Annotated in this window: 21 protein-coding genes and 1 pseudogene; 7 read left to right on the forward strand and 15 right to left on the reverse strand. The window is 62.7% G+C overall.

Going from position 1 to position 25,904, the window contains the following annotated elements; translation table 11 throughout:
- Nucleotides 1–102 precede the first annotated feature (102 nt).
- The 4 genes from CEQ44_RS06955 to CEQ44_RS06970 all read right to left on the reverse strand — a co-directional run bounded on the left by CEQ44_RS06955 (nucleotide 103) and on the right by CEQ44_RS06970 (nucleotide 3,589).
- Complete coding sequence (locus CEQ44_RS06955) at nucleotides 103–309, reverse strand: PRTRC system protein C (RefSeq protein WP_088183839.1); 207 nt, start codon at nucleotides 307–309, stop codon at nucleotides 103–105.
- A gap of 45 nt (nucleotides 310–354) precedes the next feature.
- Entirely contained in the window at nucleotides 355–786 is a 432-nt protein-coding gene (locus tag CEQ44_RS06960) for a PRTRC system protein E (RefSeq protein ID WP_088183838.1), read from the reverse strand.
- 35 nt (nucleotides 787–821) lie between these two features.
- Complete coding sequence (locus tag CEQ44_RS06965) at nucleotides 822–2,477, reverse strand: PRTRC system ParB family protein (protein WP_088183837.1); 1,656 nt, start codon at nucleotides 2,475–2,477, stop codon at nucleotides 822–824.
- Between the two features lie 101 nt (nucleotides 2,478–2,578).
- Nucleotides 2,579–3,589 carry a hypothetical protein gene (locus CEQ44_RS06970; protein WP_088183836.1) on the reverse strand — a complete coding sequence of 337 codons (1,011 nt, stop codon included), beginning with the start codon at nucleotides 3,587–3,589 and terminating at the stop codon, nucleotides 2,579–2,581.
- Nucleotides 3,590–3,676: 87 nt separating this feature from the next.
- On the opposite strand from CEQ44_RS06970, the gene CEQ44_RS06975 reads away from it, so the two are divergent.
- Nucleotides 3,677–4,165 carry a hypothetical protein gene (locus CEQ44_RS06975; protein WP_088183835.1) on the forward strand — a complete coding sequence of 163 codons (489 nt, stop codon included), beginning with the start codon at nucleotides 3,677–3,679 and terminating at the stop codon, nucleotides 4,163–4,165.
- Between the two features lie 7 nt (nucleotides 4,166–4,172).
- Here CEQ44_RS06975 and CEQ44_RS06980 read toward each other — a convergent pair whose 3' ends face one another.
- From CEQ44_RS06980 to CEQ44_RS24955, 6 genes and pseudogenes are all read right to left on the reverse strand, one after another.
- The gene (locus CEQ44_RS06980) at nucleotides 4,173–4,679 is read right to left on the reverse strand and encodes a thermonuclease family protein (RefSeq protein WP_088183834.1); all 507 of its coding nucleotides are present in this window, start codon (nucleotides 4,677–4,679) and stop codon (nucleotides 4,173–4,175) included.
- A gap of 235 nt (nucleotides 4,680–4,914) precedes the next feature.
- A complete protein-coding gene (locus CEQ44_RS06990) occupies nucleotides 4,915–5,526 on the reverse strand; it encodes a hypothetical protein (protein ID WP_088183832.1) in 612 nt (203 codons plus the stop codon).
- Between the two features lie 31 nt (nucleotides 5,527–5,557).
- Complete coding sequence (locus tag CEQ44_RS06995; RefSeq protein ID WP_088183831.1) at nucleotides 5,558–5,875, reverse strand: hypothetical protein; 318 nt, start codon at nucleotides 5,873–5,875, stop codon at nucleotides 5,558–5,560.
- An 11-nt stretch (nucleotides 5,876–5,886) separates the two neighbouring features.
- A complete protein-coding gene (locus tag CEQ44_RS07000; RefSeq protein ID WP_088183830.1) occupies nucleotides 5,887–6,840 on the reverse strand; it encodes an ArdC family protein in 954 nt (317 codons plus the stop codon).
- 130 nt (nucleotides 6,841–6,970) lie between these two features.
- Nucleotides 6,971–9,103 carry a ParB/RepB/Spo0J family partition protein gene (locus CEQ44_RS07005; protein WP_088183829.1) on the reverse strand — a complete coding sequence of 711 codons (2,133 nt, stop codon included), beginning with the start codon at nucleotides 9,101–9,103 and terminating at the stop codon, nucleotides 6,971–6,973.
- Nucleotides 9,104–9,212: 109 nt separating this feature from the next.
- Nucleotides 9,213–12,991, reverse strand: a pseudogene (locus tag CEQ44_RS24955) (strawberry notch-like NTP hydrolase domain-containing protein); the annotation flags it as partial.
- Between the two features lie 262 nt (nucleotides 12,992–13,253).
- On the opposite strand from CEQ44_RS24955, the gene istA reads away from it, so the two are divergent.
- Together istA and istB are read left to right on the forward strand one after the other, a co-directional pair.
- Nucleotides 13,254–14,717, forward strand: a complete 1,464-nt coding sequence (gene istA, locus CEQ44_RS07015) for an IS21 family transposase (RefSeq protein WP_167331044.1) — start codon at nucleotides 13,254–13,256, stop codon at nucleotides 14,715–14,717.
- Nucleotides 14,717–15,526 (forward strand): IS21-like element helper ATPase IstB, encoded by an 810-nt coding sequence (istB, locus tag CEQ44_RS07020; protein ID WP_020818758.1) that lies wholly within the window; start codon nucleotides 14,717–14,719, stop codon nucleotides 15,524–15,526. Before istA ends, istB begins: the two co-directional genes overlap by 1 nt.
- 254 nt (nucleotides 15,527–15,780) lie before the next feature.
- Here the strand turns inward: istB and CEQ44_RS07025 are convergent, their stop codons facing one another.
- The gene (locus CEQ44_RS07025) at nucleotides 15,781–16,230 is read right to left on the reverse strand and encodes a hypothetical protein (RefSeq protein ID WP_088201799.1); all 450 of its coding nucleotides are present in this window, start codon (nucleotides 16,228–16,230) and stop codon (nucleotides 15,781–15,783) included.
- A 148-nt stretch (nucleotides 16,231–16,378) separates the two neighbouring features.
- Here CEQ44_RS07025 and CEQ44_RS07030 point away from each other — a divergent pair, with 148 nt between their 5' ends.
- A complete protein-coding gene (locus tag CEQ44_RS07030) occupies nucleotides 16,379–16,957 on the forward strand; it encodes a MucR family transcriptional regulator (protein WP_254913989.1) in 579 nt (192 codons plus the stop codon).
- Here the strand turns inward: CEQ44_RS07030 and CEQ44_RS07035 are convergent.
- Entirely contained in the window at nucleotides 16,950–17,819 is an 870-nt protein-coding gene (locus CEQ44_RS07035) for a toprim domain-containing protein (RefSeq protein ID WP_088182554.1), read from the reverse strand. The genes CEQ44_RS07030 and CEQ44_RS07035 overlap by 8 nt on opposite strands.
- A 113-nt stretch (nucleotides 17,820–17,932) precedes the next feature.
- Nucleotides 17,933–19,237, reverse strand: a complete 1,305-nt coding sequence (locus CEQ44_RS07040; protein ID WP_088182553.1) for a replication protein RepA — start codon at nucleotides 19,235–19,237, stop codon at nucleotides 17,933–17,935.
- A gap of 548 nt (nucleotides 19,238–19,785) precedes the next feature.
- Between CEQ44_RS07040 and CEQ44_RS07045 the strand changes: the two genes are divergently transcribed.
- Nucleotides 19,786–20,988 (forward strand): AAA family ATPase, encoded by a 1,203-nt coding sequence (locus tag CEQ44_RS07045; RefSeq protein ID WP_088182552.1) that lies wholly within the window; start codon nucleotides 19,786–19,788, stop codon nucleotides 20,986–20,988.
- Between the two features lie 268 nt (nucleotides 20,989–21,256).
- The gene (locus CEQ44_RS07050; protein ID WP_088182551.1) at nucleotides 21,257–22,240 is read left to right on the forward strand and encodes a ParB/RepB/Spo0J family partition protein; all 984 of its coding nucleotides are present in this window, start codon (nucleotides 21,257–21,259) and stop codon (nucleotides 22,238–22,240) included.
- 32 nt (nucleotides 22,241–22,272) lie between these two features.
- On the opposite strand, the gene CEQ44_RS07055 is transcribed toward CEQ44_RS07050, so the two are convergent.
- On the reverse strand, nucleotides 22,273–23,160 hold the full coding sequence (locus CEQ44_RS07055; RefSeq protein ID WP_088182550.1) for a DUF4238 domain-containing protein: 888 nt from the start codon (nucleotides 23,158–23,160) through the stop codon (nucleotides 22,273–22,275).
- Nucleotides 23,161–23,163: 3 nt separating this feature from the next.
- Nucleotides 23,164–24,093 (reverse strand): hypothetical protein, encoded by a 930-nt coding sequence (locus CEQ44_RS07060; RefSeq protein WP_088182549.1) that lies wholly within the window; start codon nucleotides 24,091–24,093, stop codon nucleotides 23,164–23,166.
- A 279-nt stretch (nucleotides 24,094–24,372) separates the two neighbouring features.
- Here CEQ44_RS07060 and CEQ44_RS07065 point away from each other — a divergent pair, with 279 nt between their 5' ends.
- Nucleotides 24,373–25,575 (forward strand): tyrosine-type recombinase/integrase, encoded by a 1,203-nt coding sequence (locus tag CEQ44_RS07065; RefSeq protein WP_037522307.1) that lies wholly within the window; start codon nucleotides 24,373–24,375, stop codon nucleotides 25,573–25,575.
- Nucleotides 25,576–25,904: the final 329 nt, after the last annotated feature.

Here is a 25,904-nt window from a genome sequence, read left to right on the forward strand (position 1 = left end):
GTTGGGGAGGACCGGTTGTGATGCCATCGTCGTTCTCGATCCATTCGAGGAGCGTCATGCGTGGGGCGGCGGGGATGGCCGCGCCGTTGGGGCGCGGCACGATCAGCCCTTCGTGCCGACAGCGCGGCGATATTCGGTGACGTGGACGCCGCCGGTGACGCCGGCATCGACCAGTTCGGCGTTGAGGATCGCCGGATAGAGGGTGGAGTGATAGGCGCGCAGACCCTGAAGGTCGCTGGCGAGATGCGGCGGTATCGGAAGATCGATGCCGTCGTATCGAAAGGCGCGTGTCAGCTGGTTGATCTGCATCGTGGGTTCCTCGGTGACGATTGAAGGGGGCTGCGGCGAAATCCATCACCACAGACTTGTCGGCTCATCCGATTTGGCGTCGGCCGGGAGCGCGCCGGCCGCTGGCGTCGTCGACGGGCTGGTGGATGCGGGCGGCTTCGGTGTCGGAGCTGCGGGCTTCGCCTTGGCGGCCTCGGCGGACGCCGCGCGCGCGGCCTCGGCGGCCTCTCGCTGTTCGGAGATCTGGTCGGCAAGCGTCTTGCGCGTGCTGATGAGCTGGCCAAGCGCGCCGTCGGTGCCTTTAGCGAGTTCGGCATCGATCTCAGAAGCGTTCGCGGTAATCGAGATCGGTCGGGTCTCACCCTTTTCGAGGCTATGGGTTTTGCCTTCGACATTCCGGGGAATGATCGTGAGGGTGACCGTATCGTCGGGACCGGCGACGAGGTCGAAGCCGAGCGAGTAGCGGCCGAGCAGCGGCAGCAGGTTGGTGATCAGCATGGCTGTCTGTCCTTTTTGAGTGGGAGAGGTGGCGATCAGGCCGCAAGTTCGCTGACGCGCGTTTCGGTGTGCGGAAGGATGGCTTCCGGAGCGGCGATGATCGGAGGCGGGCCGTATTTTCCATCGAGCGTCATCGCGCTCGGCAGGCGACCGGCCCAATCGAAACGGGCCGCATTGAGCATCCCGGTCACGAGGTCGGTCTTCTTGGACGCGAGCAGCTTTCCGAAGGCTTTCTCCCCCATGTGCGCGACGAGACCGCATTCCTGGGCGATGAATTTCAGCTCGTCCTTGGTGTAGCGCTCGAGGAAGGGCCGATCGACTTTCCAGCCGTGGCGCAGGTCGACACAGCATGCCCGGGCGAGGTCCGCGACATGCCCGAAGGATTGGACGTCCATCGCATAGGCCGCCCCGATCGCGGACTGCACCGTTTCGGCCTGCGGACCGGAAAGCGCGCGGATCGCCTCGATCTTGGCATTGAAAGCGAGGTCGGGAAAAGCCGAGTTGATCAAAAGCCCGGCGCGCGCCGTCAGCGTGCTCGCCTTGATCTGCGAGAGGGTGCCGGTCATCGCGGCGACGAGGATCGCGGTGTGCGCGTGCGCGGCGTTATGCGCGAGGCCACGGGCAAGCGCGGTCCGCCAGGTCGCCTCGCGAAGATCGGTGGTGCGGGTCGCGATCGATTTTGCGGTGACCGATGGCCCGCTTGTCCGTGCGGTCGTCTTCGCGCTTCCGCCCGGAGACGCCGGGTTGGACGCGATGGCGGCGCGGACGATGGACGGCGCTCCGCCCCCCGACAGATCGTCACGATCAGCCGGCGCTCTGGCCTCATCCGTGCCGTCATCCTGCTCGTCATCATCCTCAAGATCGGCACCGTGATGATCGGTCTGAGCAGCGGCCGCGGTGTGCTGCTGCTCTTCGAGGCGGGCATTCTCGACCGTTTCGGTCTTGAGCTGGAAGCACGTCGGGTTGGTGCAGTGACCATCGTCGACATGGGTCTCGAACAAGGCGCGTTGCGATGCCGAGTTGAACGGGCAGGCGGTGCATTCCGTCTTGTCGAAACAGGCGGTGCTGAGATCCTGCGTGATCCGCATGAGCAGATCTCGCGTTTTCCCGATGTCGAGGCCAGCGCCGAGGATCGTTTCGAGAGCCTTGTCCTGCTTGTCCGCGGGAACGGCAGCCAGCAGCTCGGCGTGACCGACCTTGATCCGGCGCTGATCGAGCGCGTTCTTGACGGCGTCGGAAAGGCCGGCGAGCGCAAGGCGGCGATCGAGCTTGGCGCGCGACCAGCCCAGACGCCGACCGGCTTCGGCGCGATCGTTCTGACAGGCCGCGAGGACACGAACCGCGGCATCTGCCTGTTCGGTTTCGGATGCGTCGTCGCGGTTGTCGTTTTCGTCGATGGCGGCTTCAAGAGCCTCCTGGTCGGTCATCTCGCGGATGATGACCGGCACCTCACCTTCAGGGCCAAACGCTTCGATCGCGGCTCGATAGCGGCGCCCGCCGGCGACGATGGTGTAGGTGTCACCGGCGTCCTGCGCCGGACGCAGCAATATCGGCTGGAGCATGCCGCGAAGGCGGAAGGAGGCGACGAGTTCGTCGTGCTTCCGCTGGTCGAAGTAACGGCGCGGATTGTAGCCCGGGGCGATGCGGGCGAGCGAGAGCATGGTGCCCCCGGTGGGATGCGGTGCGGTCAAGGCGGATCTCCTTGTGGGAATCGGGAGGCGCACACTTCGAGGCTGCGTGCTTTCCCCTCTGGCGAGCCCAAAGCTCACTCCTCCATTCCCCCTCCCCTCTCTCAGGCGGCGCGGCGATGCCGGTAGATGTCGGCTGCCCAATGCTCGATCCACGGATTGGTCAGTTCGTCGTGGTCGAGTTCTCCGGCCTCGATCAGGTCACGAATCTCTTCGCGTGCCTGGGCGATCGATGCCTCCCAAGAGTCGGATGGCGGGGCGTCGGGAGGGACTGTCAGGCACTGGGGAAGCTGCAGTGGTCGCTGGGCGAGCCGCACATGCTGCGCTTCGATCCAGCTCTCCATATGATCAGCGACCAGCCTATCGGTTTTCGCGATGCCGTGGCGAAACGCGCTCCGGCGCGCGGAGACGCCGTAAGCCTGACTGTCGATCGACTCGATACGGCGACCATAAGGAAGAAGGAACGGGAGCGCCGCGCCCTTCACGCCGAAGGCGTGCAGTCGAACGCCGGCGGGCAGGATCCGATCAAGATGGTCGATGACGGCGATCAGCCCTTCAGGGCCGTGAACATCGCGCCGGCACATGCTTCCGACACCGATAAGCGCCCCCGGGTGCAGCCAATCGGCGATCGCGTCGATGCAGCGCTCATAGTCGTCCGGGCGACGGCCCTGGATCACCGGCATCATCGTGTCGACGATGCCATAATCCGCGGCCAGGCGTCGGCAGTCGCGGTTGGCGCGGATGGTGCGCGACAGGCGATCCATGACCTCGTCGCGGTCGCGGGCGATTTCGGCCTCGACGCAATAGTCTGCGCTCGCCCACCATCGGAAGGGGAAAGCGGCCGCCAGCGCGACATAGTCGGCGATCGTCCAGGGGAAGCCGCCGTAGCGGGATGCCGCGACGAAGCCGGCGGAATCGAGGCAAAGCGCGGAAAGTCCGTGGGCGTTCGCCAGTTGCGCCAGCCGCCAGCCCGCCCATTCGCGCCGGCCTCGTTTATTCGTCCAATACGAGAGCCCGTTTGCCGATATGAGCGCGGGCCGCTGCAAAGCCCGCGCCCGTTGGAGGATAGGCCCGTCGCTCAGGTGCGGCAAGCCAATGATGATTTCGAGCGGCATCGATATATTCCCCGTTCAGCGAGCCATCGCCCACTTGCCTTGACCGTCCGGCATGTTCACGGTACGTTCCCAAAGCAGGAGTTCGCCATGAAGAAGACCGCGTTCCACGACCGTTTCGATCTCGACATCACGCTGCGCGATGCCGCGCTCGACGCCGAGAACCGTCCGACCCGCCGGATGATCGCGAACGCCGCGATCGGCGTGCATGTCGAGGACGCTTATTACTCGGTGCGTGAACTGCGCGAGGCAGTGAGCTGGGTTCACGAAGGCGATCCCGCCGGCAAGACAAAGCTCGCCGCGATCCTTGCCAATGACGGCGCGGATGATTTCCAGCGTTGCATCTATTTCTGCCTCGCCGGTCGCGGTGTCGTCGCGATGCTCGACGATCTGGAGTGGCTGGAGGATCTGCTCGAGCGGCGCGGACGCGTGGCCGGAGAAGTGATGCGGCTGCGTGGATCGCGCATGCCGCTCACCAATCCCTATGTGGCCGATGCGCCCGACGGGCCGTTGGTGCAGATCGATAGCGATTTCGTGCAGGGTCCGTCGTGGTGGGCGGATCCGACGCTCGATCGGTAAGCTGGCGTCAGCGCTCGCACTGCAGTCGCTCGCCTCGTCGCCAGCGAGCGGGGTCAATCCAGCGGCCGGCATAGGCCCCTGCCCTGTCGGCCTTCGCCTGTTCGAAAGCGACGCTGTACCGGGCCGCGCGAGCGTGATCGTTGCCCAGATATTGCGGCTCGGGAAGTGCGAGGCCCGCTCGGATCAGGCGCTCGCCTAGATCCTTTCCATCGGTCGTCACCACGGCAACAGGGCGGCCATAGGTGCTGCTCGGAGTAAGCTGGATCGTGGCTGTTTTCGCACGCAAGGCGTTCGCGGCGAAGTCCTGGGCTGCCTTTCCGCAAGGCCAGCAGCTGCTCGCGCGCTCGCAGAGCTGTCGGCGCTCGAACGCATCGACCCCGAGCAATCTGAAATCGACGGCCAAGGTATCCCCGTCAAGCGCGCGGGCCCTCGCCTCGAACTCCTGGCGATCGGCCGGAGCGGGTGACGCGCTGCATGAGACGACGGCCAGCGAGACCATCAGGATCGGTCGCATCACGATACCATCTCCACCTCGACATGGTCACCGAGAGACGGCGCCGTGCAAACGCGGAAAGGTTGGAGCGGGTTGCCAGTTCGCACGATGCTGATTCTGCCAGACTGGAGGTCGAACAGGCGCGATGCGACGCGGTTTGCATTTTCACGGCTGCACAAAAGCAGGCGTTTGGGTGAAAGCATTGGGGCGAGCATGATGAATCCTCTTCAGGGGCGCATGATACTGGCAGAGCCGTTCACGCAAAGATCGTCTTGTGGACCTTGGTCTCGGGGACGATCTCCCATGCCAGATCCTTGAAGCCGCTGATCCGGTATCGGCCGTGTCCATCCGGATTACGGAAACTCAGCTTGCGGCCGCGCTTCTGGACGATGAACTCGTCACCGACATGGCCATCGGTGAAGGTCAGCGGCGCCGCCAGTTTGATGCGATCGCCATCCTCGATCGTGCGAGCCCGCCGCTTGAGGTTCTCAACGCAGCGACGGCGCCAGTCGAGCGCATATTCGCTTTCCGTTGGAGTCAGCAGGTCGAGGATACGAGCCGAGCACTCGGCCTCGCACGGACCCATGGATTCCTCCATGTCCTTATACCCAAGGACCAAGCCTTCCTTGTCGCGCGGGTTCCATCGGACAAGGCAGACGATGGCGAATACCTCGCCTGCTATCCCGTTGGTGATGACCTGCGTTGCCGCATAATAGACCCGGTTCCCCGGGCAGGACGAGGCCAGGACCTTGAGCCCGTATGACGACCCGTCATCGCGCGGGCGTTCATAGGTGAACTGGGCATCGAGATAGGCTTTCGCAGAAGCGTGTCCGCCCATCGAGGAGCGGGGCATGTAGAGCCAGCCCATGGCGGGTCTCCTTCATCGGTTTGAGATTGGCCTACCAGTCGAAGGTTGGCAGGTCGGTGATCGGCTCGCAGTCTCGGTCGAACTGGACCCATTCGGCGCCGGCGGTCTCGACGTAGTCGAGGCAGGATTGAAGTGAGGCCGGCATTGCGGTGCGACCGGATGATTTCACCCAGACGAACCAGCCATATTCCTGCCATCGCTCCGCGACGATCAGTCCCTGCCAGATGTCAGGGTTGCCGATCGCGGCGAGCGGCAAAGGAAATTCGATGAGCGCGTCGAGCTCGCGGGCGGTGCTCCCATCAACATGGGCGGTCGAGAGGCAGACGAGAATCTTGGTTTCGAGTGGCATGGTGGGCTCCCTCACGCAGCGTGGGCGAGGGTGCCGACGACATCGCTCGTCAAGCCGTCGGCTTGCTCGACGGCTGCTTCCTCGCTGAAGGACAACAGATAGTTGAAGGCCTGTTCGGCCTTGGAGGCGGCATGGATGATAGCGGTCTTGTCACCCTTGAGGATGCTCAACCAATGCCCGACATAGCTGGCGTGACTGTCGTGAAGTTCGTTTGGAAGGCCAAGATGCGCGCAAATGAGGCCGCTGCCGATCTCGGCCACCAGTTCTTCGAAACTATAGGCATTGTCGCCGAACCGTTTGCCGAAGGTACGCGCCAGCCGACTCGCGCTGCCTGACCAATGGGTGGTTTCGTGGCCTCGGACCGAAGCGTAATGATCCATCGTTCGGAACGTGCGGGGCGGCGGCATTTGGATGTAGTCAAATGTCGGGCTGAAATAGGCCCGGTCGCCCCCGTGCCGAACGTCCGCAGGGATGGCAGCGAAGAAGCGGTCGATCGCATCTTGATGGACCGAAGCGTCGATCGGCGCCGGCTCCTGCACCGACGGATAGAAATACGCCGGGAGGCCATCGACCTGGTCGGCATTGAACACGATGTAGTGGCGCAGGAAGCGGATGCTCCGCTCCTTTTCAGCACCGGTAATCGGGTTCGACTCCGTTTTCTTGAAGCTCGAATAATAGACGGAGAGCGAGCCTTGCTCGCTGCGGCGCACATGGCCACCGAGTGCCTCGGCCTGGCGAAACGTCATCCAGTAGCGCGAGCGGTAGCCCTGCGCGTCGGCGATGGCCCAGAGGTAGAAGGTGTTGATGCCGGTGTACGGCGTGCCGCAATGCCGCAGCGGGCGGCTACCGCCACCCTCTGAGCGCCAGGGCCGACTCCAGGGGGGTACTCCTTCTTCGAGTTTGCGGATGATGAGATTGGTGATCTCGGCCGCGACGTCGCGGCTCGGCCTGGTTTTGGCGGACATGACAAGTGCTCCGGAAAGCGGGCAAAGACCTGCCGCCGACACCCGGAAGTGCCGGCGGCGAGGTGCCCAGGAGGGGGTGCTGGGTAGTGTAGATCGGCAGCGCGTGCTGGCGACCAAGTGCGCCTGCAGCTCAGGCGGTGGCGGGTTCGGTCGCGAGGTTCTCGGTCTCTCCGGCCACTTCAGGTGTATCGGAGATTGGGCGACCCGCATCGACGCCGCCGACGCCCGCATCGTCGTCATCGATTTCGACGACCTCAAGGGATTCATCGGAGACAACGCCAGAGAATCGCATCGCGTTTGGCACCCATGCGAGGGCCGCCGCCTTGGTCTCGGGTTCGACGATCGCGTCGCCTGCGAACAGCTTCTGGCAGCTTTGCGAGATCTCGGTCTTCTTGAGCGAGGCATGGCGGGACGTGAGCGATGGTCCGCCAATGTCGTTCAGCAGGCTGAGGATGCTGCCCTTGTTGACCCGGTCGAAGAAGTTCTCCGAGGTCGGCCGCCACCAGCTCGCGACATCGATGTCGAGGATCGAGGCCAATCGGTTCTGCAACGGGATCTGCTCGTTGCTGATGCCGTGCTTCGCCTGAAGCGACGTTGCCACAATGTAGGCGAGCCAGTTCGCCTTGCTGTCGTCGTCCAGAGCGCGGAATCCCTCGAACCGATCGACTTCACTCTCATGCTCAGTCCAGGCGGCATCGAGACCTTCATGCGCTTCGGCGAGATAGTCTCGCGCCCGCGATGCCGGCACGTCGCTTGCCGGATCCTGCGGCCTGCCGGCGCCAACGGTCGTCCCATATTTGACGGCGTTGTCGCTGGATGGGCTCGATGGATGACCGCGCGAGTCGATCATCACGAAAAGCGCGTAATCGAGAGCGAGCGCCGGCTGAGCCAGGAGCGCAGAAGCGAGAATGTCCCGACGCTGCATCGCCAGTTCGTCATAGAGCCGGGCGCTGAGCGGCTTGCCGCCCGGCGCCACGGCCTCAGGCCGGTGCTTCGGTTCGCGCGGCTCGCTGTCAGCGATGCGGAAGCGGCTCGTAGAGCGGTCACCGTCTCCGCCTCTGTCCCCGTCCAGCTGGTCTTCGGCGCCGCGTCCCGTCGGCTCCTCGATGAGGATCTGCTGCTCGCTATAATATTGGGTGTCGAGCCGCATTTCGCCTTGGGGGGTCAGGAGCAGAAACGCGCCGACGTGCGGCTTCAGTTCGTCAGGCAGAACGGGCGCGCGGTTCTCGATTTCTCCAGCTTCGGCGAGGAGCCGGTCGTCTTCCTGGTCGAGCAACTTGGAATCATCTTCGGAGAGCGTTTCGTCCTGCATCTCGGCTTCGATTTCGCCGCGGCGCTGCTCGATGTCGTGCAAACGGGCGGCCTGCTCGTCAGTCAGCGCTGGCGCCTGGAGGATGGCGCGGTAGAGGCCATGTGCGGCATTATGCGCATAATTGCTCGCGATCGGACGGATCCAGGCCAAGGCCATTTCCTCGCCGATCCTTTTGGCCTCCCTCTCCATGATCTCGCCGGCCAGACGGTGTGCGATCTCGGGGTTGACCCAGCGGTCGTTGCCGTCGGTGAACAGGTCGCCATCGATTTTGCCCCCGGCGTCGATATAGCGGGCCTCGCCGACCAGGATGGCGATCGGATCGTTCGCCTTGAGCGTCTCGTTGGCGATGACACGGCGGATCGTGTCCGCGTTGACGTGGTTGTTCTGATAGCTGTTCCAGACCAGCAGCTGCTTCTCCTGGTTCTCGGTCGAGGCGTAGGCCTTCGCCACGTCGATGGTGATCTCGCCCGCGCTCAGCGCCTCGAAAATCGGTTCGGCGAGCGACGCCAGCCGAAGGCGGCCTTCCACGAACCGCCGCGTGACGCCGAAACGCTTGGCGACGGCATCGATATCGCCGGTCGTGCCGATGAAGTGCTGGAACGCGCGGCATTCCTCGGCCGGCGTCATCTTGAGCTGCTGGAAATTGGTCGCCGTGGACGTTTCGGAGAGTGTCGCGTCATCGGCCTGCAGGACCATGACCGGCACGTCGTAATCGTCCGCCCTGATGGTGCCCGCGTCGGCGAGACGCTGGAGCGCGCGCAGGCGCCGGCCGCCGTCGAACACCTCGAACGTGCCGCGAGGCTTCTTGGCCGGAGTGACGAGGAGGTTCTGAAGGACGCCCCGCGCTTCGATGTCCGCCGCCATCTGCGGGATCTGCAGCTTCTCCTCGGGGAGACGGCGCACGTTGATCGGCGAGAGCCGCAGCTTGCTGAGTTTCATGGTCTGGATCACTGAGGGAACTCCTTTTGGCATCCGGCACATTCCGGACACCGTCCCCGCTCCCCCTCACCTCTTTCCCAAGGCGCCTCGGGTCGTTTGCCGAAGGTTCGCATCTGGCCGATCAGCTGCTGCCGAGCAGGATGCGATCGAGCGTCTCCGCGGCCGTCGGGACGGCCAGGAAAACGCGGGTCTTGTATTGGATCACTTCCGTGAAGCACCCGACGGACTTGAGCCATGCCAGCTGCTGTGCTGGCGCGCCGACCAGTTCGATGCGTTGGCTCCCATTCACCAGTGCCCGTCTGATCGTCATCGGGAACGGGCGGGAGAGATCGACGCTTCGACCGGAGAAGGCCGCTTTGATGATATCGGTCGGCGGGAGATTCTCGGCGCGGTCGATTCCAAGCTTGGTGAAGAGCTGGACGATATGCTCGTCGAACACGAGTCGACCCAGCCAGCTATTGCCGTCCTTGTCGGCGATACGGTTGACCACGAGGTGATCGCTGGGAAGCGCCGACCAGATCGGCAGCAGCAAGCCTGTCGCAAGCCGGATGGTCTCGGTATCGACCTTGTTCGCGGCCTCGTCAGCTTCCTCGAGCCATTTGGCGGAAAAGGCGTCCCGATCGATCCGGGTCCAGGCGCTCTCGTAGAGATCCTCCTCGCGCATATATTCGCGCCGGGTGGGCCGCATCAGCTCGATACGCGGGATCGGCGTGCCTTCCTTCTCCTCCATGAGTGCCCGCGCCCGCGTCTGCAGCGCGACCATACCGGACTTGCCGTTTATGAGGAATTCGGCGGTCGCATCGGCGTCGGCGATATGGAGGATGCGAGCGAGGGAGACGGGCACGCGCCGCTGTTCGATCTCGATTGTCAGCAGATGCGAGGTGGCGCCGCTGACCGGATCGGTTCGCAGCAGCGTGTCGTCGATAAGCCTAGCCTTGTCGACCAGGATCGTCTCGACGCCGACATCGAGCCGTCCGGCTTCACGCGCCGCCGATACCCGGGTTTCCACCAACGACAGGAACTCGTCGAAGATCTTGTTCTGCAGGCCGATGGGCAAAGCGAGGATGCGGTTGAGCCAGCGCTGGATCGGCGGCAGCTCCTCCTTCATCACGCCGTCTTTTTCACAAAGTTCGAGGCCGGTCCGGCGTTCGAAATCGGCGTGGGAGACACTGTTGAGCTTGCCGCCTACGAGCAGGTGGAACCAGCTGACCAGCGCCGCGCAGGCATATTCGCTTTCGAGATTGTCCGCCGGGTCGAACAGATTCTGCCCGCCGGTCTGGCGCTGCCCCCGTGTGAGCGCGCCCAGGCTGTCGAGACGCCGCGCGATGGTGCTGGTGAAGCGGAGTTCGCCCTTGCAGTCGGTCGTGACCGGACGAAAGAGCGGCGTGCTGGCCTGGTGGGTCCGATGGGTACGGCCAAGGCCCTGGATCGCCCGATCGGCGCGCCAGCCTGGTTCGAGCAGCAGATGGACGCGCTGTTCCTGGTTCATGGCGTCCCGGGAGGCATGGTAGGATCGCCCCGTTCCGCCGGCGTCAGAGAAGATGAGCATGCGCTTGCGGCCTGCCATGAAGGCGGCCGCCTCGGCCTGACTGGTGCGAGTCGAGCGGGTCTCGAGCTTCTGCCGGCCATCGCCGGTAGAGATGAGCCGCTTGGTCCGCCCGGTCACCTCGGAGACGTGATCATGCCCGAAGTGTTGAGGAGGCCGTCGAGGGCCGACATGATCGGCGGAAGCGCGCAAAGCTGTTCGATGAGATAGTAGCGAGCAGCTTCCGCTTCGGGATTGTAGACCGGGTTTCCGGCGTCGTCCTCCATGGGCGCGGAGCGCTGCGTGCCGGTATCGTCGGTGTAGACGCGCATCTGACGTGTTGGGAACGCGCGCTCGAGGTAGTCTATAACATATTCCCTCGGTGAGAGATCAATCTCGAGGTCGGCACGCTCGTCGGGGCTGAGCGCGCCAAGGCGGCGGTCGAGGATGGATTCGGCGGTGGTGACGAGCTGCATCACGACGGACTGGCCACCATCGAGGTGCTGTTGCGCGGCAGCGATCACCGTCGGCAACTTCATCGACAACAGGACCTGGCCGAAGAAACGCTGCTTGGTCGATTCGAACCGCGATCGTGCCGCAGCCTTGGCGCCGCTGTTGAGCGTCGCGTTCTCCATGCCGTCGACCACAGCCGTCAGCTCGAGGGCCTTCTCCATGTTCTGATGGATGATTTGCCAGGCATCGGCGTAGGTATCGTAGATCTCGATTTGAGCGGGAGTCAGCTCATGCTTGAGAACGTCATATTCGACCCCGGCGAAGCTGAGGGCTCGCGCCATGTAGAGGCCGGTCGCCTTGAGATCGCGGGCCACCAATTCCATCGCGGCAATGCCGCCCTGGCGGATGCTGCTGATGAACTGCTCGCGATCGGCAAAGGCCGTTTCCGGTCCCCAGAGGCCCAAGCGGACAGCATAGGCCAGGTTGTTGACATCGGACGCGCCGGTTGCAGACGCATAGAGAACGCGCGCGCCGGGCAACTGGTTCTGGAGGAGAACGCCGCAGATCCCCTGTTGCGAACCTTCCTTGGCGCCGAGAGCCCCCTCCCCGCCCGCGACACCGCCCATCTCATGCGCTTCGTCAAACGCGATAACGCCGTCGAAATCCGAGCGTGCCCAATCGGTGATCTGCTTCAGGCGGCTGTGGTCGCCCCGCATCGAGCGCATCGTGGGATAGGTGACGAGAAGCACGCCCTGGTCGAGCTTGATCGGCTCGTCGATCTTCCAGTTGGATATGGGCTGCACGTCACCGCTCAGACCACCGAGCGCGGTCCAGTCGCGGCGTGCGTCTTCGAGAAGCGGTGCGTTCTTGGTCACCCAGATGTTGCGGCGACGGCCCTGCAGCCAGTTGTCGAGGATGCAGGCGGCAATCTGGCGGCCCTTGCCAGCGCCGGTTCCATCCCCAAGAAAGAACCCCTTACGATAGACAGCGCCGTCCTCGGCCAGGGTGAGGCCGACGCCTTCCTTGTTGGGGTTGAACCGTCCGGGGATGAGCTGGGACCAGGCATGGCCGGCGTAGACCACGGTCTCAAGCTGCGAGGACGAGAGCAACCGCTCGGCAACCGTGCGTTCGGGCAGGTATGGGAGATAGTCCGGGATCGGCGCCGGGATCGATCCCATAGCGACCGATTCCACCAGGGCGGTCGGGTGCTCGCCGGCCTTGTCGAATATGATCCGGCTCGGCCGGTAGGGGAGATAGACGCCGGTCTGCTCAAGCAGCGGCGCCGGGGTGTCGAGCTTTGCGTAGTGTACGGGCAAGACGTCGTTGCGAACCGGCGCGTGATAGGGTCTGGGCTCCGGTCGGCTGCTTTTGACGGCGCGGAACATCGAGATGGCGCCGGCACGCTTGGGAGTGGCCGTCGGCGGATCGGCGCGCGCTAGCGCGCGCTCATGGATGGAGATCGCCTCGAGCAGTTCGGTGACCGACGAACGCTGGATCGTCGCGGGCAGCGACCGGCCAGGGAGCTTATCGATGACGAACAGTCGGAGGGCGATCGATGTGCCATGCTTGAGATAGCATTTCTCGAGGCGGATCGAGGTCCTGACGGTGACGTCGCGCAGAACCGTCTCATATTGGTCGCGCATCCTAGCGCTCGGGCCGAACCAGTCGGGCATGATCGCAACGAGACGTCCGCCCGGGCGAAGGCGCCGAAGCGCTGCCTGGAGATGACGGACCGCCGCATAGTCATCCGCGCCTCGGCCGAGCGAGCGCGAGAATGGCGGGTTCATGATGATGAGGGTTGGGCGAATGGCACTGCCGAGCGTGGAATTGATCGTCGCGCCGTCGTGCCCGGTGATCACTGCGTCGGGGAATACGTCGGTCAGGCGGCCGCGGCGAACGGGATCGAGCTCGTTGAGGTGGAGCGCGGTGCGCGGCGACAACTACGATGGCCGGTTGAGCGGCGACTATGATGGCCGGTAGGATCGGTTGTCTGGTCTGATCGTAGGGAGGGGCGCAGCCCCGACCGGAGAGCGGACCAGACAACCGGTGGCGATCTTTTTCCCCTTCTTTCGGGGGGCAGATCGGGGCTGTGGCGGGCGGTGGTATCGGAACACTCATCGAACAACGAGCGATGGGTTTGCGATGCCGGGCCACCACATTTCCGATCAGCAGGTATTTCTCTTCATGACCCATCGTCGCCAACACACCCAGGCCGTCGCGGCTGCCAAGGCCGGTATCAGCGAACGCAGCGCACGCCGGATCGAGAACGATCCGCAGCTTCCGTCCCAGAAGAAGAAGGAGCGCCACTGGCGCACCCGCGCCGATCCGCTCGAGCCATTCTGGCCACGTATAGAGGAGTTGCTCCAGATCGACGGTATCATTGCCGTCACGGTCTTCGAGACGCTCCAGGACGAGTTCGGCGAGGATGCTGTTCCCGATGCGATACGACGAACACTGGAACGCCGGATCGCCCGCTGGCGGGCACTGCACGGCGGCGAGAAGGAGATCTTCTTCCCGCAGCATCATGAGCCCGGTCGGCAGGGCCTGTCGGATTTCACGGTATGCGACAGTCTCAAGGTCACTGTTGCCGGCGAGACCCTGGCCTATCGCCTCTACCACTTCCGCTTGGCGGCGAGTGGCTGGGAGCATGCGGCTGTCGTGCTGGGCGGGGAGAGCTTTGCCGCCCTTTCGGAGCACCTGCAGGATGCGTTGTGGAAGCTGGGCGGTGCGCCGGCCGAACACCGCAGCGATTCCCTGTCAGCCGCCTACAAAAACCTCAACGCCGATGCGCAGCGGGATTTCACCCGAAGCTATGACGAGCTGTGTCGTCATTACGGCATGCTTGCTACCCGCAACAACCGCGGCGAGGCGCACGAGAACGGATCGATCGAAGGTCCCCATGCCCATCTCAAGCGACGGCTCGATCAGGCCTTACGCCGGCGGGGCAGCCGCGATTTCGTCAGCATCGAGGCCTGGCGCGAGTTCGTTGAGGCGCAGGTCGCCAGACAGAACCGGCGACATGCTGCGCGCATCGATGCAGAACGCAGGGTACTCAAGGCGCTGCCCGCAAGGCGAACCACCGATTTCGCCATGGTCACCGTCGATGTCACCCGCAACGGCACCGTCGCCATCGATCGGGTTACCTATTCGGTGCCTTCCCGCCTCGTCGGACGGCGCCTCAACGCGCATCTCTTTGACGATCGCATCGAGCTCTTCCTCGGTCCGGACAGGGTAATGTCCACGCCGCGTGTGCGGATCAGTCATCCCCACCGGGGGCATAGCATCGATTTCCGGCACATGATCGGTAACCTGCGCCGCAAGCCCGGTGCACTGCGCAACCTCGTCTACCGCGAAGCCCTCTTCCCCGATCACGCCTACCGGCGGGCCTGGCAAGCCTTCGATGCCCAACTCGATGGACGGCAGGCCTGCCGCGATGCCGTCGCGCTGCTCGATATCGCCGCCAGGGGCGACTGTGTCGACGTGCTGGCCCGGCGGATCGATGAGGCTCTCGACAGCGGGCGCTTGCCCGATGTCGATGCGCTCAGGGACGAGTTCCTGCCAACCGCAAGATCGCAGCGCGATGTCGCTATCCCGCCACCCGATCTGCACAGCTACAACAGCCTGATCGCCAGCGGGGAGGTGCACTGATGACCCGCACCAAGGATCAGGCCGCCGCCGTACTGCCTACCCTGCTGAAGGCCTTGCGCCTGCCGAGCATCAACCGCAACTGGAAGCACCTCACCGACACCGCCGATCGCGATGGCTGGCCGGCCGCCAACCTGCTGGCCTCGCTTCTCGAGATCGAGATGGCTGATCGCTCCTCCCGGCGCATCCAGCGCCATCGCGACCAGTCCGGCTTGCCCGCAGGCAAGACCTTCGCCACCTTCGATTTCGACGCCGCCCCCGGCATCCGCAAACCGCACCTCTTGTCCCTCGCCGCCGGTGACGACTGGATCGAGAACGGCGGCAACCTGCTGCTGTTCGGCCAGAGCGGGACCGGCAAGACGCACGCAGTTGCCGCCATTGGCCATGCCCTCATCGACACGGGGCGGCGCGTCCTGTTCTGCTCCACCACCGACATGGTCCAGAAGCTCCAGTCCGCGCGCCGCGACCTCAGCTTGCCCGCCATGCTCGACAAGCTCGACAAGTTCGATCTCATCGTGCTCGACGATCTGTCCTACGTCCGCAAGGACCAGGTCGAAACCAGCGCCTTGTTCGAGCTCATCGCCCACCGCTACGAACGCCACTCGCTCGCCATTACCGCCAACCAGCCATTTTCGGCATGGGACAACGTCTTCCCTGATCCCGCCATGGCTGTCGCCGCGATCGACCGCCTCGTGCACCACTCGACCATCATCGAGATGAACGGCGAAAGCTACCGCAAGCGTTCCGCCGTCGCCCGCATCAACGCCGGCGATTACGACCCGCCCAATGGCGCCCCGGACCGGCCATCATAATTGTCGCTGGCTTCGCGCTCGGGAGCACCCTTGCTGAGGCAACGGGTAATTGTCGCCAGCGGCAATTACATGCCAACCATCCCATGCGCTTCAAACCCTCGCTTCCGGCCAGCGCCAGCGACAATTACCCAGCGTCGTAATTGTCGCTCGACGGTTGCTCCTCGCAACAGCAAATGGTAGCCAGAATTCACCAACCGGCGCGGCCACCTATCGGCCATCAAAATTGACGCCGACCGGACTCCGTAATCGTCGCGCTACAGCGCGGCGCGCGCGCCGATCTGGGCGACAAGCAGCCCGTTGCCGGCGCTGGGTTCAAGGATGACATCGTCAGCATCGACATTGGCGAGCAGGACGGCGACGGCCGCGATATCGACCGGGGTCGAGAATTGTTGCCACTCGATCTGCTCTTCGCTGCGGACGGTCTGGGTCGGCAGCCTGCCCGCAAGGGCGATGATCCGTGGGACGTCTTCCAGGGTCGAAGGCTTTCGATCGTTCGAATGCAGATGAAGCGCGAGTGCGTGCTCGAGAACCTCAAAGCTGTCGCGCTGCGTCCACCGGCCGTTCGCGTCGGTGCCACCAAAGGCGGCGACCATCGCGTCGTTCAGAACCCGACGTGTGATGGGCATGTCGGCTTGAAGGTAGGGCAAGAGGCGGCGCGCAGCTTCGCGGTCGGCGCGATCCGCCGCGTCGAAGAGGTCGGTCATGTCGGGATCTCCTGTGTCGCTGCACCCTCGGCAGCATCACATTCCCGATCCCCCTCCCCTCTTTCCTTGGTTCGGTGGCGATGAGCGTCGACAGCCGCTCGACAGAAGAGGCAGGCTGATCGATATTGGCCGAAACACGGAGGGCATCTTGGTCGACGATAATCTTCTGACTCTGACCGCGGACATTGTTGCCGCGCATGTTTCCAACAACTCGATTGCGGTCGCGGACCTGCCGAATTTGATCGGAAGTGTTTTCGGCGCGCTGAACAGTTTGCTCAACCCGGCGCCTTTCGCGCTGGAAAAGGCGACGCCTGCCGTCTCCGTGCGCGGTTCGATCAAGCCAGACTATCTGGTGTGCCTGGAGGACGGGAAAAAGCTGACGATGCTCAAGCGGTACCTGTCCACAAACTTCAATATGACGCCGGATGAGTATCGAACAAAGTGGGGGCTTCCGAAGGACTATCCGATGGTTGCGCCAAACTATGCCGAGCGTCGGCGGGCACTTGCACTTGCCATTGGGCTTGGCCGCAAAGGGGGGAGAAAGGCCGAGGCCGTAGTTGATGCGGCTGCGGGGCCTGTGTCGGAGGCCGCTAAGACCGGACGGAGAAAGCTTGGCATTTCGGGAGCGAAAGCGGCCGCCGTCGACGTAGCGCAGAACGGCCCTGAAGCGGTGGAGGTAGTTTCAAAACCCGCGCCTCGCCGCCGCAGTAAGGCGCTTCCTAAGTAGAGCCGACCGACCAAGCGCGGTTGCGACGCTCCGCGTCGAGTGCCTTTGCCCAATCTTTGAATTTTGACGGCGGTGGTGATCGACGGATGTGCAGGTCCGGGCGGGCGTAATGTTCTTCAGCCAATGCGCCCGCGCGCTTTCCTTCGGGGTCATTGTCTTCGGCGATCAGCAAGCTGGTAACGCCCGGCGGGATGATGAGCTGGTTCAAGCGCCGGGCGCCGAGCGACGCGCAACAGGGAATTTCGTTCAGCCGCCAGAACGCGTCCGCAGTCTCGAACCCTTCGGCGATCGCTAGCGTGGAGCCCCCTCCCCTTCCCCACCAAGCGCCAGACAGCGGCGTGCCGAGCATGACTTTGCGGACGTAGTCGGCGGTGTTCTCGTCCAAAAAGATTCGCTGAATCGCGACGAGCTTCCTGATTTCGCGCACCGCGATGAGTAGCGCAGGCAAAAAAACCGTCTTCGGTTTCGGGAGATACGGGCATCGCGGGTGGAATCGAATGTCCGGCGGTGGAGGCAGGAGATTGCGGCGCGCAAGATAGCGCTCGGCAAGCGTGCCCCGGACATCGATCGCTTGATCCCAGATCCTCTGGACGTTTGCAGCGCGTGGAGGGTTGGCCGGGTCAGGCAGCGCATAATGCTGGCCAAGGCGAACGCGACGAAGCTCGCGGAGCACGTCGTCCCGGGAGCATCCGGCGAAGCAGGTGACGAGAATGCCACGGTCGCCTTGCCGGATCGATAGGCTCGGATCGCTGTCAGCATGCGCAGGGCATTGGCACATCGCGACATAGCCGCTCCAGGTGCCACCAAGGGCTCCGACTAAGTCTACAAGCTCCTGTGAGGGGCGTTTGGCTGTAAGCGGCATAATTCTACCTCCTGCTTACAAGCTCGGACCCCCTTCCCTTTTTTCTCTGGTCCGATCGTTGAGGACAGACTCCCCCGGCGCCGCGTTCACGCGAACGGCTCGGAGATCATCGGTCAGTCGTCAGGCCGATTCGCGCGGCGCTCGGCGTAACTAATGACGAAGGCTTCCCAGACGCGGAGCCATTCCTTGTCGGTGCGCTCTTTGTTGAAGTTCGGGCATCCTTTGCGGAAAGCGGCCGTCATGTCGTCCACGGACCAGGGATTTCCCTTTGTCAGGCCGATCTGCCGGAAACGAGCCTCCCGCGCGCCATAGGATAACGACCCGGTCGGAAACGAGAGAAGCGGCTCCGAGTCCTTTTGAAGCGAGGAGTCGACCTCGCGACGCACCTTGACCGATGATCTCGGTGCCGTTCCTGGTGCTGCGGCCCCAACGAGTCGGAGGTGAGGCCCTACGAGCTTGCGCTCCATCGGGGCCGGTGAAGGGTGCAACACTACCTTCCGGCCCGAAAGATCGACATTTGCATTCGGATAGACCGCTGACACGATCTGCATCGTCTCGCGGACGGTCTGGCGGAAGCGCTTGCTGTCGGCCTCGTTACCCAGATGCTTGGCGAGCTGGTCCCAGGAGATGACCTGACCCTTGTCCGAGCCGATTCGCGGCAGCCGATATGCAAGGTAGGTGTAGAGGTCGAGCGCAGTCGGGGTGCCCTTGAGCTCACGGATAGCGATTTCGTTCAGCGGGACGGCGTGATCAATGAGATGGCTGTAAAAGGCCTCCGACATGCGGATTTCGCGCGCAAATGAGCCATTCTTGTCGAGCGAGCCTGCATATTCGTTCGAGATTTTGACATCCCGTACAGCGAAGGCGTTGTCGTCGGTCCCGGTCCCATCCCACCGAATTTGCCACTCGCAGGCCAGCAGCCGATCGACTTGTTCGCGCATAAGATTGGCAGTGCCCCGCGGGCCGTAGGAGACCGTCTGGTAGCCCAGTCGGCGCATCCACTCGGTGAAGTTCCTGCCGAGATAGACGTCGCGCGATTGCTTCATCACCGCTTGCGACAAGAGATAGATTAGCGCGACGCGGGGGTAAGCACCGTATGGCACGCCAAGACTTCGCATGACCGACTTGCCGTTGACATTCTGCAGGACAGGTCTTGGGTTGATTGCGAGCGCGTATTTGCCGTCTTCACGAACGATCGGCTGTGTGTCGTCTTTCGGTCGCTTGGTTGGCAGCGACATCGCACACAGGGCAGAATGCAGGAATGCGGGGACCGGTTCTTCGTCCTGGACCCGGAGAAAGGCGTCGAGGGTGAGCTGGGTGCCGGCGGTCGTGGCGAGCTTCCGCACGCTTTCTTCGCCGCCGTTGAGCATGGCTAGCGCGTATTGGTGCCCGAGCGGCCTATGTGGATCCCCATTCATGGTCTGCCCTTCCCCCCGAATCAGCCGAGGGTTGTGTCAGGCATCTTTCAACAGCTTTGAGGAGCGAAATCAACCCTGTTGGCAGTTGCAGAGCGGAATTGGCCTTGAGACTTGCAAGAATACCGATGATGTCGGTGCCGTTTTTATCGTCAGACCACCCTACCCCCTTCAAATTCGAAAAATCAAAACGATTCGCGAATCGGTTTTTCTTAGGTTGATTCTAGTAATAGGTATGGGCTCCGACATCATCGGTCAGCTCGCACCGACATCATCGTTCTGGTGCACCGACATCATCGGAAAGTACCGACATCATCGGTAGTTATCCACAGACTGCAGTTCGGACCTGCCATTACGTCACACGATTGGCCCACGACTCAGAGTGGCTCCGAGATCATCGGTCATGAGGCGCCATGCGTTGGCCCGATAACTTGCTACGGGGCAAAGGGCTCGGAGATCATCGGTCATGTTGTAAGTTTGATGGCCATTTTGTTGCTCAAAACTGCCAACGCGGCTATTGTGGGTCATCAAACCCACAGAAGCGGAATCCGATGGCCACTGACGCAACCCTAACTCAACCGGATGACCTGATCGAGGGTGGTCTGGATGTCCTTCACAGGAAAGCGCTGACGATCCTCAAACGCATCCGGGATAGTGCGGTCGATCCCGAGACAGGTCAGAAACGCGGCCCCACCTTCCCGATCTCAAAAGCCGCTGCGCTGGTTGGCAGAACTGCCTCAGCTGTGCGGGAGGCTGAACGTGATGGTCGGCTTCCCGAGCGCGACCGGACTGGATCAGGCCATCGGGTTCAGTACACCCTGGAAGAACTCGACCACATGCGCGAGGTCTTTGGTACACGGCCCTGGCGCGAGCCGACAGATACGCCGGCTATTATCTCGGTTTGCAATTTCAAAGGCGGTGTCGGCAAATCGACGATTGCCCTGCATCTTGCGCAGCATTTCGCGATCCACGGCTACCGCGTGCTCTTCATCGACTGTGATAGCCAGGCGTCTTCGACGATGATGTTTGGCTATCGGCCCGACGTAGATCTGGAGGAGGAAGACACACTCTACGGGCACTTCCATAATCCGGAATTGCTCGGCGTGCGGAAGATTATCCGCAAGACGCATTTTTATAACCTGGATCTTATCCCGTCGAACTTGCGGCTGTATAACCTCGAGTACGAGATTGCCGGCTACATGGCGAAGAACCAGAACATGGAGATTATCGATCTCATCGCGGAAGCGATTGACACGGTAGTCGAGGATTACGACATTGTGATCATGGATCCGCCGCCAGCGCTAGGCATGGTGTCGATGGCCGTCCTCCAGGCCGCTAACTGCATGGTGATCCCAGTGCCCCCCAGCCTTGTGGACTTTGCCTCGACGGTCTCTTTCATCGACATGACGCGGACCACGATGAAGCAGCTCGAGCAAATTGCCGGCCGTGGCCGTCCCGCTTACAATTTCATCAGGCTGGTTGGCAGTCGGGTGGACGAGAGCAAGTCAATGCATCGCGAGATTCTCTCGATGATGCGACAGGTTTTCGGCGGCTCAATGACCCAATCGGTGATGGTGACGAGCGCCGAAATCGACAATGCGAGCTCGCGAATGAAAACGGTGTTCGAACTAGAAAAACCGGTCACATCGCATGAGGTTTACAATCGTTGCATGAGGCATCTGAACGACGTTTGCAGAGACATCGAACAGGATGTTCTGCGGACCTGGGCGAGCAGGGCAGGGGGCAAGGTCTGAGGGCGGTTGCCACGTGGCAACTGCCGCGAAAGGCGCGGTGTGACGCAAGCCGCCGAAGGCCGTTTGGACCGGCTATTTGACAAAGAGTTGCCACGTGGCAACTCAGGCATAAGTACAGCAAAAACAATAGATTGAACGAAGTGATTATGCAAAGCCGCCAGTCGAACCTACCCAATCAGGAAGTGCCCCATGCAGGCGAGTTGCCACGTGGCAACTCGGAGTTGGTGAGGGGGGCAAAGGCGGCTAAAAGTGAAGAAGGAATGGGCCGATGAGCAAGGGAAATAAGGGCTTCGGCTCGCAATTCACGGAAGGTCTCGACGACGAGGAAAATCTCGACAAGTCGAACCCCGCTGAAGGCATCATGGCGAGTCGCAGCCAAACGCTGGCGCGCATCGCCACGGGCAAGTCCGTGGCCGACCGGACCGAGTGGGTGGACCCCGCGAAATGCCGTCCCTGGCGAATGCACAATCGCGATCTCGACCATCTGTCGGAGGAGAGCTGCCGCGATCTGATCGACTCTTTCCTCTCCGCTAAGAAGCAGCGGATTCCGGCGATCGTTCGCAGACTGAAGGACGATCCCGAGTTCGACTACGAGATTATCGCGGGTGTCCGGCGCTGGTGGACCGTGAAGTGGCTACGCGCTCACCATCACCCCGAATACGAGTATCTGGTGACAATCCAGAGCGTCACGGATGAGGAAGCGTTCAGGGTTTCAGATGTCGAGAACCGCTCGCGGAAAGACATCTCGGATTGGGAACGCGCCAAGGAATATACGATTGCGCTGGCTGAGTTCTACGAAGGTTCGCAGTCCCAGATGGCCGACCATCTGAACCTGTCCAAATCTTGGCTCAGCCGGTTGCTGGACGTTGCGCGTTTGCCCGATGTCCTGATCGTTGCATTCTCGGACACGCACGATATCACGGTTCGCGTGGCGCGGGACATCAAGCCGCTTGCTGGTGACGCGAAGACGCTCGCAAAGATGCGGGATGAGGCCGAGCGGATCGAGGAGGAGCGCACCACGAAGGGATTGAAGATCAGCGGGCCCGAAGTTGCCAAGCGTCTCGTGAAGGCGACGGTTGAGCCTGTGGCGAAGTCTCCGAGCGAAAAGGAGCTAACCGGCAAAGGTGGCAAGGTGATCTTGCGTTACACAAAGGCGAGGGGAGGGGGCCTTACCATCAAGGTGCCACCCAAGGCAGACGCAACACCGGCCGAATTGCTCAAGGCAATCGAAGGCGTCCTGGCGCAGCGCTAACCACCGCACGGGCACTGTGCCGGGCTATAGCTTCAGGAGGTTGCCGAGTTGTACTTCTCAGCGATGCTGCCAGTTATGGAGTGTCGCACTCGGCCGCCAAAATTCTGCCGGATGAAATCGCCCGCGTCCGGGCTCTTGGCTCCGACGAAATTCTGCGCATGACCGACGGTAGATCGGTTCTGCCTCAGGATGAGTTCGCGCTCGGGTAGAGCTGCGATGCGATCGGCGAGGGAACGCGATCCTGCGGCCACGAAGAGCTTGTTCGGCGCAATCGGGAGCGTGACGTATGAGGACCGATCACCGAGCCAGGCGAAACTTGTGGGGACGTCGAGCGGCCAATCGGAGACCCAGAACTCTCGCCGGTTTGTAGTCGTGATCACGCGCCAATCCATGTTGATGAAGGATCGTCCGCGCTCTGCATCGTCGATGACGGTCCTCAAGATTTCCATCTGAAGCGCGCTGACGGCGTCGGGCGGAAGTTCGGCGGGAGGGTCGATGCCAAGAAGAGCCTTGCCGCCCTCGGGAGCGACGAGGGCTCCAACAGCCTCTTTCAGTCCGCGCATGTCGAGCGGCGTGCGAAACCAGAGCGACATGACGAAGCGGCCCCAATCCGAGCGCTGACCATCGCTGAGCTCGTTGAGCCGCCCCTCTAGCAGCACCGTGTGGACCTTCGCCGCCGCAGCATCGATGACCTGCATGAACAACGTCTCCATCTGCTGCGCATGCTCGGGCGGGAAGCCGACGGTCTTGTAGAGGTTGCGCTCGAAACACACGCTCTTAGGTGAGGCGGGCTCGCAGTCGATCTGGCCGATACGATTGCGCCAGTAGCGCAGCAGCATATCGCCGTCCTTCCATGCCTTCAGGAGAAATTCTGGAATAAAATGGTGGCGCGATGGGGGATTCTGCGGCTTGGACGGCATGAGCTAGACTATCATTCGCTCGCGTACCGAGGCCAAGAGCTTTCGGGCGCCCTGCGGGGTGACGTTCAGGAGCGTTGCGACGGCGCGCGGCTGCAAACCAGGATAGGTCATGAGCAAGCGCGAGAGAAGAGGAGCCTTGCTTCGCCTGGTGACATCGGAGGTGCTAGAAGCCGCGATCGCGCGCTCGATTCGGTCAAGATCGCGTAGGCCTGAAGCGACCGCTTTGCGGAGTGCGGTCATCATGGTCTCGGCAAGCGCTGCGGGCGAGGGCGGCAGGAACTTGGGCAGCAGGATGAGCGAGGGTATGACCCTCGTCGTGAGGCCTGCCTGATGGAGCAGGCGAGGCACGGTCGCAGCGATCAGCCAATTGCGATCGCGAGCACGCGGCGGCAGATCCAAGGATCGGCCGTCGATTGTTACCACCTCATAGCCAGCCTCGTGTCCGGTCTCGGTCAGGGCGGACAGTTCAAGAACGCGCTCGGCGACCCCGACCAAACCGGGCTGGCTGAGCGGAGCATCGGCTGCTTCGCGTATGAACCGCCACATGGGCCCGAAATGAGCGAGGTCATCTCGGCCGTAGGCCTCCGCCTCGGTCCGATCGTCGAGGACTGAGCGGAGCACATTGAGGGTCGCTCGAATGATCGAATCCCTGCTGTCTTCATCCCGGCTAATCGCGAAGTGAAAAACCGCCGCTACCGATATCGGGTCGTTGAGACCCTCGGAAGCGCGGGGAGGGGGGCTACGGCCAGCGATCCAGTCCTGGAGATCGTGCACGTCGACCGGGACGCCGGCCAATCCAGCGAGGGCAGCGGCGCCTTCCAGACGCGATCGGGCGAGAAAGATGTCGGCGCATGTACTACTGTGCAGGCGACCATCGAGGCGGCCGAGCTGCAGCATCGTGTCGCCGAATTGTGCGATCTGAGCCTTGTCCATCCTCGGACCGCGATCGCACAGATGGAAACCAAAGTCGATAGTTAGTTTCTACCTTCAGTAGCATCGAAGGATAAACATGCGATAATTGCAGTTATCATATAAGCGGATTTGACGCCTTTCTATAAGGTGGGTATGTGCATCCCGGCGGAGGGCAGGGCATTTGGACACTGAAAAGACGATATTCTGGTCATGGCAGAGCGATTTTGATGGGCGCGTGACGCGTGAGGCTATCTATGGGGTCGAACCGCACAGCTTCGACCAGATTGTCGCGCTGTCCAGATGAGCCTCCCAGCGCCCATCAGCAGCCGGCGAGGCCGACAGGCCGTCGACCTCGCTTGGGAGGTGACCAAGCTGAACTGTCGATCGCCAATCACGATCAACGCCGAGCTGATCGCCGCCTATCAGGCGGCATCCTCGCCGCATTCCCTGCGCGCGCTTGCCAGCGACATCGAGGCGTTCGACCATTGGTGCCGCCGAAACGGGCGCGTGACCTCGCCGGCGACTCCCGAGACGGTCGCCGACTATCTCGATGCCCGGGCAGGGCAGGGGGCGAAACCCGCCTCGCTCGGTCGCTACAAGGCGTCGATCGCCAAGATCCACCAGCTGCTCGACATCAAGGATCCCACCCAGGCCGAGCTGGTCAAGCTGCGGCTCCGCGCGATCCGCCGGGAGAAGGGCAGCACGCAAGCCCAGGCGCGGCCGCTGCGGTTCAAGGGGCCGGTGCGCAATGTCGAGCGGGACGCACCCCGGGGGCTTAATGTGCGGGGGCTGCTTGAGGCCTGCGCGGATGATTTGCCGGGGCTCAGGAATCGGGCTTTGCTGTCGGTCGCCTACGACACGGGCTTGCGCGCCTCCGAGCTGGTCGCGGTCGAGGTCGAGCACATTGTGGACGCCATCGATCCCGAGGCGCGGCTGCTGACGATTTCGCGCAGCAAGGGCGATCAGGAGGGAAAGGGCGCGACCGCGTTCCTCAGCCCGCGCTCGGTGCGGGCGATCGCCGCCTGGACTGCGGCTGCCGACATCGAGGAGGGACCGCTGTTTCGCCGGGTGCAGGTGCGCCGCTACAAGGCGCGGGCCGCGGTCAAGGGGCGGCGGATCGAGACGATTTCTGGCCGCGAAAGCTGGGATCTGCGCAAGACATTGCCGAAGTCGGCGGTGCCGGCGCGCACCGAATATGATGTGGGAGAGGGGGCGTTGCACCCGGGTTCGATCGGGCCGATCTGGCGGGCAATGATCCGGCGCGCCTTCGACAAGGGCGCGCTGAGCGACCTCACCGCCGATGATCTGGCGCAGTTGCTCAAGGGCGTGAGCGCGCATTCGACGCGGGTGGGCTTGAACCAGGATCTGTTTGCGAGCGGCGAGGATCTGGCGGGGATCATGGATGCGCTACGCTGGAAGAGTCCCCGGATGCCGCTCGCCTATAATCGCAATCTGGCGGCAGAGCAGGGTGCCGCCGGCCGCTTGATCGCGAAAATCGGGTGATTAGATCTTGAGCTGCGCACAATTAGGTATTTGTGACGGTGTTTGAAAATTCCGAGTGCGCCAGATCACGCGGATTAGCGTTCCAGCGAATGTCCTACGGAATCGGAAAAGAAAACCCGCCCGTCTTTTGACGGGCGGGCAAGGAAAGGTGTCTACGTCTCACCGAGACTCCTTCGGGTCGCTGGCTGATGCTATGCCTTCGTGTTTCGGATTCAAGGCTAAACTAGCGGGGCTGAGCAGTTTCTCAGGCTGTGTACATCGCCGCGACCGACGACCTGGAAATATGCGCTAGCCTTGCGTTTATGCGCAATCATAATCGATGTATTATA

Origin of the sequence: Sphingobium sp. Z007 (genome assembly GCF_900013425.1) — a bacterium.
Taxonomy (GTDB): domain Bacteria; phylum Pseudomonadota; class Alphaproteobacteria; order Sphingomonadales; family Sphingomonadaceae; genus Sphingobium.